This window comes from Dactylosporangium sp. NPDC000555, assembly GCF_040300025.1.
GTDB lineage: Bacteria > Actinomycetota > Actinomycetes > Mycobacteriales > Micromonosporaceae > Dactylosporangium.
The window spans coordinates 26,392-36,655 of sequence record NZ_JBEPDB010000086.1; the positions used below are offsets into that span (position 1 = coordinate 26,392).

Genomic DNA, 10,264 nt, shown 5'->3' on the forward strand with positions numbered 1-10,264 from the left:
TCGCTCCCACCCCAGTCATGAAACAGGCGCTAGAGCGCGAGTTCCGGGAACCAGAGCGAGATCTCGCGCTTCGCGCTCTCCGGCGAGTCGGAGGCGTGGACCAGGTTTTCGCGGTTGGACAGCGACAGGTCACCGCGGATGCTGCCCGGCGTGGCCTTGCGTCCGTCGGTGGCGCCGATCAGGAGGCGTACCACCGTGATGGCCTCGTCGCCGGAGACGATCATCGACACCAGGCTGCCGCCCGTCATGAAGTCGCGCAGCGGCGGGTAGAAGTCGCGCTCGACGTGCTCGGCGTAGTGCTGGTCGGCCAGCGCGACGTCCATCGTGCGCAGGGCCAGCGCCTCGATGGCCAGGCCCTTGCGCTCGAACCGGCCGATGATCTCACCCACCAGGCCGCGGCGGACGGCATCGGGCTTGATGAGAACGAGCGTGCGCTCCGACACGAGACTCCTCCAGGTTTCGCGATACTGCGCGAAGCCTACCCAGCGTCACCCCACACGCCCCCTGAGGGTGCCTGAGACTTCCGTTTCGGTCATGATCAGGCATAGCCTGATGTCAGTCGTCTGGGGAGGTCGACTTGCCGTCCAGCAACCGCGCGTCATCGTCCGGCAGCCGGAGCCTGGTCATCGCGCTGCTGATTCTGATCGGTGGTTTCCTGGCCTTCTGCGGCCTGGGTATGACGGAACCGCTGATGGTCGCGCTCGGCGTGGTCGTCGCCGCGGCCGGGCCCATCATCATCATCGTGCTGAACTCGCGCAGCAAGGTCCGCCTGTACGTCCAGGGCACCGCCGTCGTCGAGGGCATCACGCCGCGGCCGGGGGGCGGCGGCACCACCGGTCGCGGGCGCCTCAAGCTGACCATCACCGCGGTCGGCATCCGCAGCGCCTCGGTGGCTGGCACCGACCCGGCCATCCCGCTGGACAAGTGGCCCGAGCCGGGCGCGGTGCTTCCGGTCCGGCTCCTCAAGGGCACCCCGCGCAAGTTCACGGTGCTCTGGGACCGCGTGCAGACCCATCAGGAGATCGTCCGCGCCGAACACCAGCGGTCCGACGGCTCGGGCGACGACGACGATTACGGCTACACCGTCGACGGCGACGACTACGGCCCGCCGTCCGGGGACGCGTATGGCAACCGGTTCCCGGCCGACAACACGCCCACGCTGACCGACCTCCCGCCGATCGACGCGGGCATCGACGAGCCGGTGGGAGCCCCCTCCGGGTCCCGCGCCGGCACCGCGGTGGCCGATCCGGTCGCGGCCCCCGCCGAGCAGATCCCGGACGCGGCCCGCCGCTCGGCCCGCCCCGGCGCACCGGAAGCCCGGCCCGGCCGGCCCCGTCAAGCGGTCCCCGACCCCGCACACCACCCGGCCGAGCCGCTCGGCGCTCCGGCCACCGTGGTCCCCTCCCCGCCGTCCCGGGCCGACGTCGACGCGCACCACACCGACCCGAGCGCGGCGGTGAACGGAGTCGCCACGCCCGCACCGAGCCCGGGCGCGTCCCGAGTCGTTTCCACCACGGAGGTCGCCGAGGAGCGGGCGGAGGCGGAAACCACCGACGCGACCGAGGCCGCCACCGACACAACGACGGCCGAGGCCGCCGCGGACGAGGAGCACGCGAGCGACGCGGGCCCGGCGACGACCGAGGGCACGGACCGGGTGGTGACGCCCATGGCGATCCTCGGCACCGGCTCGGGGCAGACCGTCATCGGCGAGGAGGACGAGCCGATCATCATGCGGCTGCGGTCGATGCCCCGGCCCGGCGGCCAGCATCGCCGGCCCAGCCCGCATCCGCGCTCGGGCGCGCACGACCGGGTCCGGCGCCCCCGCACGGACCGCGCACGCCCCGGGAGCGAGCCGCCCGCCATCGCGGATCCGGCGACCGCGTCCGGGCGCGCGACCGGGGAGATCACCGACGGCCACGACCTGATCGGCACGGTCGCGGCCCCGGAGGAGTACACGATTCCGGAGGGCGGCTCCCTGCTCGCCGCGCCGGAGACCACGGTGGGACTCGGGGCCGCGTGGCGGACGGTGGTGCCCGGCGCGCCGCGGACGCCGCCGGCCGAGGCCGCCCAGAGCCCCGCCCAGGCCGCGTTCTACCCCGACCGGGAGACGGAGCAGCCACCGACCCGCGGCGCCCGGCTCGACCAGGCGCCGCCCCCGGCCGTCCTCGAGGGCGAGGCCGCCCAGGAGGCGCTGCCCTCCGCCGAGGAGCCCGCGGCGGGGACGCTCGAGCCGGTGACCGCCGATGCGGAGGTCATCGAGCCGGAGACGGCCGCGACGGAGGTCATCGAACCCGAGACGGTCGAGGCCGAGATCATCGAGCCGGAGCGGCCCGCGGGATCCGCCTGGTCGACGAACGGACGGCCGCCGGTCGGCGCGGGCCTCTACAGCGCGCCGCCGATCCTGCGCACGCCCACCACCCGGGCCGCGGACCCGGACGACGAGGACGAGGCGGTGACGCCCGATCCGTACGCGACCGAGCACTACCTGCCGCCCGAGGACCAGCTGGAGGAGCAGCCGCTCAGCGAGGGCGCGGTCGCCGAGTTCCTGGCCACCACGCCGCGGCGGCAGACCATGCCGCTGGACGGGGTCAACGGGGTGAGCGTCACGCTCATCGTGTCCGATCTGCAGCGCTCCCGCCGGTTCTACCGCGACACGCTCGGGCTGACCGAGGTGGACAGCGGGGAGACGAGCGTGGTGCTGGAGACCGGGTCGGCGCGGGTCGTGCTGCGGCGGGTCGCGGACATGCCGCCGGTCGACCGCCGCGTGGTGCACCTCAACCTCGACGTCCCCGACGTGTACGAGGCCTACGAGCGCCTCCGCGAGCAGGGAGTCGACTTCGTGCACCGCCCCCGGGTGGTACCGCAGGGCGAGCAGTTGGAGCTGTGCTCGGCCACGTTCCGCGACCCGGACGGCCACGCCATCGCCCTCACGCGCTGGGAGCTGCGTCGCTAGGGGCGTCGTAGCGCCGCAGCGTCTCCTCGGCCGTGGCGCGCATCAGCTCGCGCAGCTCCGGCGGCTCGAGCACCTCCACGTCGGGCCCGAACCGGCCCAGGTCGATCCGCGCGTGCTCGAACGACTCGATCGGCATCACCACGCGCAGCCAGCCGTCGCCGTCGGGCTCGCCGGTCTCACGCAGCGCACGCTCCGCGACCGGCCCGAGCATCCACCAGATGCGCGCGGCGCGCGGCCCCAGCCGTACCGTGGCAAAACCACCGCTGTAGAGCGTCTGCTGCAGCCGGTCGGACCACTCCAGCCAGTACCGCCGCAGATCGAAGTCGGCGGGGCGCTCGAACGCCTCGTCGCGCACGGCGATCTCGTCGATGCGGGAGATCCGGTAGCCGTTGACGCGCGACCGGCCGCGCGCGATGAGATACCACGCGGTGCCCTTGAGCACCAGCCCGAGCGGGTCGAGGGTGCGCTCCACCGAGGTCTGGTCCCATTTGCGGTACCGGACGTCGATCCGGCGCTGCTCCCAGACCGCCGTCGCGACGGCGTCGAGGTGAGGCGGGGCCTCCGGGTCGCGAAACCATCCGGGCGCGTCGACGTGCACGCGCTCCTGGATGCGCCCCGCCCTCGAGCGCTGCTCGGCCGGCAGCGAGGCTAGCAGCTTGAGCCGCGCCGCCTCCAGCGTCGGGCCGAGCCCGAGGTCGCCCGCGGTCGCGCCGCCGGCGAGAAACAGCGCGGCGGCCTCGTCGATGGTGAGGCCGGTGAGGCTGGTCCGGTAGCCGTCGAGGAGCTGGAAGCCGCCGGCCGGGCCGCGATCGGCGTAGACGGGCACCCCGGAGGCGGACAGCGCCTCGATGTCGCGGTACACCGTGCGGACGGACACCTCGAGCTCGTCCGCGATCTGCTGCGCGGTGAGCCGGCCCCGGGTCTGCAGCATCAGCAGCGTCGACAGGAGCCGGCTCGCCCGCATCAGTCGGGCTTGTTCGAGTAGACGGACCGGCGCACGTAGAGCGCGTAGAGCCAGGCGGGGCCGAACACGATCCCGAGGGCGAGCAGCGACCAGTGCAGGAAGCCGCCGGCGAGCAGGACGACCTGCACGACGAGCCCGGCGATCCAGGCCCACGAGTGCTTCAGCAGCCCGCAGAGTCCGAAGCACACGACGGCGAGGACGGCGCACACCCAGATGGCGGCGGTGTTGTCGCCGTGGCCGAGCTTGGCCAGCGGCACCAGCGCCAGCAGCAGCACGATGCCCTCGACCGCGAGCCCGGCGGCCCCGACGCCGCGGACCGCGGCCCCCGGGTTCTTCAGTCCGGCCGGCGAGCTCATCGCTTCAGCAGCCCGCGGGCGTCGGCGACGGTCACGACCGAGCCGGTGATGAGGATGCCGACGGTGCCGGGCACCGCGTTGTCGGACTCGGCGAGCGTGACCGCGGCGTCGATGGCGTCGGGCAGGTCTGGCACCACGTGCACCCGGTCGGGGCCGAACAGCTCCTCGGCGAGCGCGCCGAGCTGCGCGACCGGCATCGCCCGCGGCGAGCTGTTGCGGGTCACCACGACGCTCTCGGTGATCGGCTCCAGCAGCTCCAGCATGCCCTCGACGTCCTTGTCGGCGAGCGCCGCGACGACCGCGACGAGCCCGCTGAACGCGAACTCCTCGGTGAGCGCCCGGACCGTGGCGCCCATGCCATGCGCGTTGTGCGCGGCATCGAGCAGGATCGGCGGCGAGTTGCGGATGCGTTCCAGCCGGCCGGGCGACGTGACGCGGGCGAACCCGTCGCGGACCGCCTCGGCGTTGAGCACCCGCTCGGCGCCCGCGCCCAGGAACGCCTCGACCGCGGCGAGCGCGATCGCCGCGTTCTGCGCCTGGTGCTCGCCGTGCAGCGGCAGGAAGATGCCCTCGTACACCCCGGACAGGCCCTGCAGCGTCAGCACCTGCCCACCGACGGCGAGGTCGCGGTGCACGACGCCGAACTCGCGCCCCTCCCGGGCGAGCGTCGCGCCGACCTCGGCGCAGCGCTCCAGAATCGGACGCATCGCCTCCTCCGGCTGCAGCGCGCAGATCAGCGTCGCGCCCTTGTGCACGATGCCGGCCTTGGCCCAGGCGATCTCCTCCAGCGTGTCGCCCAGCCACTCGGTGTGATCCAGGCCGATCGGCGTGATGACCGTCGTCTGCGCATGCAGCACGTTGGTGGAGTCGTCCGCGCCGCCGAGGCCGACCTCGACCACGGCCACGTCGACGGGCGCGTCGGCGAACGCGGCGAACGCCATCGCGGTGGTCATGTCGAAGTACGTCAGGGGCTGGTCGTTGCGCGCGTCGAGGAACTCCGCCAGCGGCGCCACCTCCTCGTACACCTCGACGAACTTCTCCTCGCTGATCGGCTCGCCCTCGATGCTGATCCGCTCGGTGATGCTCTGCAGGTGCGGGCTGGTGTATCGGCCGGTGCGCAGCCCGTGCGCGCGCAGCAGCCCGTCGATCATCCTGGCCGTGGACGTCTTGCCGTTGGTGCCGGTCAGGTGGATCGCCGGGTATGCCCGCTGGGGGCTGCCGAGCGAGTCGAGCAGCCCCTCGATCCGCCCCAGGTCGAACACCATGCGGGTGAACCCGCGGGCGTTCAGCTCCTGGTCGACCTCGGAAAACGACCTGGTCACGCCGACTCCTCGCTTCGCTCGGCGGCGGCGTGTAAGGACTGAGCCTCCGGACCGTTCACAGTGCTTCCAGCTGGGACGAGATGCGGGCCAGGTCGGCCTCGGCGGCCTCGAGCCGCTGGCGGATCTTCGCCACCACCTGGTCGGGGGCCTTGCCGGTGAAGGCCGGGTTGCCGAGCTTGGCCCGGCACTGGTCGGCCTCCTTCTCCGCCGCGGCCCGGTCCTTGGTCAGCCGCGCGCGCTCGGCGGCGACGTCGATCGCGCCGCGCGTGTCGAGCTCCACGGTGACCCCGACGCCGACGGCCAGCTTCGCCGTGGCCGCGAAGTCGCCGCCGCCCTGGTCCAGCCGGGCCAGCGAGCGGATCAGGCCCTCGTGCGCGGCCAGGCCGGCCGCCTCGAGCCCCTCGAGCCGCGCGACGACCCGCTGCGCCGGCTTCACGCCCTGGTCGGCGCGGAACCGCCGGACCTCGGTGACGACCCGCTGGAGGTTGTCCACCTCGCGCTCGGCGGCGTCGTCGGTGAGCTCCTTGTCCGCGACCGGCCAGGCCGCGCGGACCACCGTCGGGCGGCCGGTGAGCGTCGTCCACAGCTCCTCGGTCACGAACGGCATGATCGGGTGCAGCAGCCGCTGCAGGCTCTCCAGCACGTGGCCGAGCACCCGCCGGGTGCGCGCCTTGGCCTCGGCGTCGTCGCCGGTGAGCACCGGCTTGGTCAGCTCCAGATACCAGTCGCAGACGTCGTCCCAGGCGAAGTGGTACAGCGTGTCGCAAACCTTCGCCAGCTCGAACGCCTCGAACTGCTGGTCGACCTCGCCGATGACGTGCTGCAGCCGGGACAGGATCCACCGGTCGACGGTGCTGAGGCCCTCCGTGGGCAGCTCGCCCTCGACCGTGGCGCCGCCCGCCAGCCCGTATCGCGTAGCGTTCCACAGCTTGTTGGCGAAGTTCCGCGCTCCCTGGACCCACTCCTCGCTCACCGGCACATCGGCGCCCGGGTTGGCGCCGCGCAACAGGGTGAACCGGGTGGCGTCGGCGCCGAAGCGCTCGATCCAGTCCAGGGGGTCGACGACGTTGCCGAAGGACTTCGACATCTTCTTGCCGTACTGGTCGCGGACCATGCCGTGCAGCATGACCACGTCGAACGGCTGCCGGCCGCCCATCGCGTAGAGACCGAACATCATCATCCGGGCGACCCAGAAGAACAGGATGTCGTACCCCGTGACGAGCACGCTGGTCGGATAGAACTTCGCCAGGTCGGGCGTCTCGTCGGGCCAGCCGAGCGTGGAGAACGGCCACAGCGCCGAGCTGAACCAGGTGTCGAGCACGTCGGCGTCCTGCACCCAGCCCTCGCCGGTGGGCGCCTCGTCGTCCGGACCGACGCACACGACCTCGCCGTTCGGCCCATACCACACGGGGATCCGGTGCCCCCACCACAGCTGCCGCGAGATGCACCAGTCGTGCATGTTGTCGACCCAGCCGAAGTACCGCTTGGTGAGCTCCGGCGGCTCGACCCGGACCCGCCCGTCGCGCACCGCGTCGCCGGCGGCCCGGGCCAACGGCTCGGTCCGCACGAACCACTGCAACGACAGCCGCGGCTCGACGGTGGTGTTGCACCGCTGGCAGTGCCCGACGGCGTGGACGTACGGCCGCTTCTCCGCGACGATGCGCCCCTCGGCCCGCAGCGCGGCCACGACCGCCGGCCGGGCCTCGAAGCGGTCCAGGCCCAGGAACGGCCCGTGCACCGTGATCACACCGTGCTCGTCCATCATGGTCAGGCTCGGCAGGCCGTGCCGCTGGCCGATCTCGAAGTCGTTGGGGTCGTGCGCCGGGGTCACCTTGACCGCGCCCGTGCCGAACGCCGGGTCGACATGCGCGTCCGCGACGATCGGGATCCGCCGGCCGGTGAGCGGCAGCTCGACCTCGGTGCCGATCAGGTGCTTGTAGCGCTCGTCGTCGGGGTGCACCGCCACCGCGGTGTCGCCCAGCATCGTCTCGGCCCGGGTGGTCGCCACGACGATCGCGTCGTCGCCGTCGCCGTAGCGGATCGAGACGAGCTCGCCCTCGTCGTCGGAGTGCTCGACCTCGATGTCGCTCAGCGCCGTCAGGCACCGCGGGCACCAGTTGATGATGCGCTCGGCCCGGTAGATGAGCCCGTCGTCGAAGAGCCGCTTGAAGATGGTGAGCACGGCCCGGGACAGGCCCTCGTCCATCGTGAACCGCTCGCGGCTCCAGTCCACGGAGTCGCCGAGCCGGGTCATCTGCCCGAGGATCTTGCCGCCGGACTCGGCCTTCCACTGCCACACGCGCTCGACGAACGCCTCGCGCCCGAGGTCGTGCCGCGACACTCCCTCGCCGGCCAGCCGTCGCTCGACCACGTTCTGCGTGGCGATGCCGGCGTGGTCCATGCCGGGCAGCCAGAGGGTCTCGTACCCCTGCATGCGCTTGCGACGGATCACCGCGTCCTGGACGGAGTGGTCGAGGGCGTGGCCGATGTGCAGCGACCCGGTGACGTTCGGCGGCGGCAATACGATCGCGAACGGCGGCTTGTCGCTGGACGAGTCCGCCTTGAACAGACCGTCGGCTACCCATTGCTCATACCGCCGCTGCTCGACCTCGCCAGGGGCATACTGAGCCGAGAGCGCCGGGGTTGCCTGCGCCGCGCGTGGAGTATCCGTCACACGCAAAGTCTAGAACTGTCGCACAGGGGGTCTACGCTCGCCATTGCCCCTTACCTCAGGAGACTGATCGACGGTGACCAACCCACCGCAAAACCCGGATGACGAGCCGCGCTCGGAGCCGTTCCGACCCATGTCGTACGACCTTGCTCCGGAGTTCGGCACACCCCCACCGGCGAACAACGCGGGCCCCTACCCCGGCGCCGTGCCGCCCGTCTCGGCCCAGCCCGGCCACCCCGGTCCGGGCCAACCGGGCTATCCCGTTTCGGGCCAGCCCGCCTACCCGGTCTCCGGCGTTGCAGGCCAGCCCGGTTACCCGTCGAGTCAGCCCGGTTACCCGGTGTCGGCGCAGCCCAGCGCCTATCAGCAGCCCGCGTATCAGCAGCCGCCCGCCTACCAGCCGGGCCCCGCCTTCCCGCCGCCCCCGCCCCCGAAGAAGGGCAAGGGTCTGAAGATCACCCTGGGCGTGCTCGGCGGCCTGTTCCTCGTCTGCGCCATCGCCGCCTGCGCGCTGTTTTATCCCTTCTTCGCCGAGGGCACCTCGCACGTGTCCGCCCCCGCCACGCTGCCCGGCAACCTCACCAAGCAGACCAGCGACTCGTCGAAGAGCCTCGCCGACTCGCTCGAGTCCGACCTGCGCAAGGACATCTCGGGCATCCAGGAAGTCGCGGTCGGCGTCTACGCCCCGGGCGACAACGACCTGCAGCACACCGTCGTCGTGGCCGCCGCGACGGGTTCGTTCCTCTTCCCGAGCTCGCAGGTCGACGACGCGTTCTCGGGCTTCACCTCTAGTAGTTCTGATTCCCTGGGCACCCCGAAGTCGTACGACGCCGGCAGGCTGGGCGGCACCGTCAAGTGCGCCGACGGCACCAGTTCCTCGGGCGCGTTCGACAAGTTCGCCATGTGCGTGTGGGCCGACCATGGCAGCGTGGGCCTGGTCCTGTTCTTCGGCCGCGACGCCGGCGAGTCCGCGTCACTGTTCATCCAGATCCGCGAGGTAGTGCAGACCCGCAGCTGACCCCGTTTCCACAGGGGCGCCGCTTCGCAGGGGCCGCCGCACCGCCGCGACCGGCCCCCTTGCCACGCGACCCCGGGCCGAGCTGGGGGAACGCGGTGGCCAGGCGCCTGTGCGGCGGGCGCGCGGGATTCGCTTGCTACAGTGCGCCGATGGTCGACCCCGACGGCGATCCCGCCGGCCTGTACACCGACGACGAAAACCCGCGGCAGGCCCCCTCCGGCCGCCTCCCCCTCAAGCGCATCGCCATCGCCGGCTGCTCCATCGCGGCCGCGGCCCTGCTGGTCTCCGGCGTGATCTACGGCCCGACGGTCGTGCGCGTGCTGGACCAGAGCGACACCACCATCAAATCCCCGGACAAGGTCGGCACCTTCACGCTGGACACCAGCGACGGCGCGAAGGACACCGCCGAGTACATCCGGGACGCCATCGCCACGAAGGTCAGCCTCGACACGAGCCACGGCCTCATCTACCACGACGGGAAGACCAACGCGATCCTCGTCGCCGGCACCGCCCGCATCTGGAGGCCAGACAGCACCCTCGACTCGGCGTTCGGCGTGGTGACCGACGACAACGGCGGAGTGCGCGACGTCCATGACGTCGACGCCGGCCCCCTGGGCGGCACGATGCGCTGCGGCGTCACGAAGGTCGACGACGCTGATCTGTCGGTGTGCGGCTGGGCCGACAACGGCTCGCTCGGCGTGGCCCTCTTCTCGAACCGCTCGGCCGCCGACTCGGCGAAGTCGCTCCTGGATCTGCGCGCCGCCGTCGAACACCGCGCCTGACATTCGCGCGTTCCACGCAACGTCATCAGCGGTGTGTACGGGTGCCGACGCACCGGCGGCCGACCGGCACCCAGCGCCAGGTTGGCCGCCCCGCTGCCCGAATCGGCCCCTAGAAATGCTTCAGGGGCCCACCAAACAGGCGGGCCCCTGAGCGAAAAATTGTCCGGCGGCGTCCTACTCTCCCACACTCTCTCGGGT

The 10,264-nt window shown here is 72.2% G+C and carries 8 protein-coding genes; 3 read left to right on the forward strand and 5 right to left on the reverse strand.

Annotated elements, in window-relative coordinates:
* Positions 1 to 29: 29 nt before the first annotated feature.
* Positions 30 to 443 carry a nucleoside-diphosphate kinase gene (ndk, locus tag ABT297_RS35285; protein WP_350556825.1) on the reverse strand — a complete coding sequence of 138 codons (414 nt, stop codon included), beginning with the start codon at positions 441 to 443 and terminating at the stop codon, positions 30 to 32.
* Between the two features lie 134 nt (positions 444 to 577).
* Between ndk and ABT297_RS35290 the strand changes: the two genes are divergently transcribed.
* A complete protein-coding gene (locus ABT297_RS35290; protein WP_350556826.1) occupies positions 578 to 2,953 on the forward strand; it encodes a VOC family protein in 2,376 nt (791 codons plus the stop codon).
* Here ABT297_RS35290 and ABT297_RS35295 read toward each other — a convergent pair.
* The 4 genes from ABT297_RS35295 to ABT297_RS35310 all read right to left on the reverse strand — a co-directional run bounded on the left by ABT297_RS35295 (position 2,928) and on the right by ABT297_RS35310 (position 8,269).
* Positions 2,928 to 3,917 carry a helix-turn-helix transcriptional regulator gene (locus ABT297_RS35295; protein ID WP_350556827.1) on the reverse strand — a complete coding sequence of 330 codons (990 nt, stop codon included), beginning with the start codon at positions 3,915 to 3,917 and terminating at the stop codon, positions 2,928 to 2,930. The two genes, ABT297_RS35290 and ABT297_RS35295, sit on opposite strands and share 26 nt — an antisense overlap.
* Positions 3,917 to 4,273 carry a DUF4233 domain-containing protein gene (locus ABT297_RS35300; protein WP_350556828.1) on the reverse strand — a complete coding sequence of 119 codons (357 nt, stop codon included), beginning with the start codon at positions 4,271 to 4,273 and terminating at the stop codon, positions 3,917 to 3,919. Before ABT297_RS35300 ends, ABT297_RS35295 begins: the two co-directional genes overlap by 1 nt.
* Entirely contained in the window at positions 4,270 to 5,538 is a 1,269-nt protein-coding gene (locus tag ABT297_RS35305; RefSeq protein WP_350556832.1) for a bifunctional folylpolyglutamate synthase/dihydrofolate synthase, read from the reverse strand. The genes ABT297_RS35300 and ABT297_RS35305 overlap by 4 nt, the downstream gene beginning before the upstream one ends.
* A gap of 112 nt (positions 5,539 to 5,650) precedes the next feature.
* Positions 5,651 to 8,269, reverse strand: coding sequence for a valine--tRNA ligase (locus ABT297_RS35310; protein ID WP_350556829.1), 2,619 nt, complete (start codon positions 8,267 to 8,269; stop codon positions 5,651 to 5,653).
* Between the two features lie 73 nt (positions 8,270 to 8,342).
* Here ABT297_RS35310 and ABT297_RS35315 point away from each other — a divergent pair, with 73 nt between their 5' ends.
* Entirely contained in the window at positions 8,343 to 9,284 is a 942-nt protein-coding gene (locus tag ABT297_RS35315; protein WP_350556830.1) for a hypothetical protein, read from the forward strand.
* A gap of 149 nt (positions 9,285 to 9,433) precedes the next feature.
* Positions 9,434 to 10,066 (forward strand): hypothetical protein, encoded by a 633-nt coding sequence (locus ABT297_RS35320; RefSeq protein WP_350556831.1) that lies wholly within the window; start codon positions 9,434 to 9,436, stop codon positions 10,064 to 10,066.
* Positions 10,067 to 10,264: the final 198 nt, after the last annotated feature.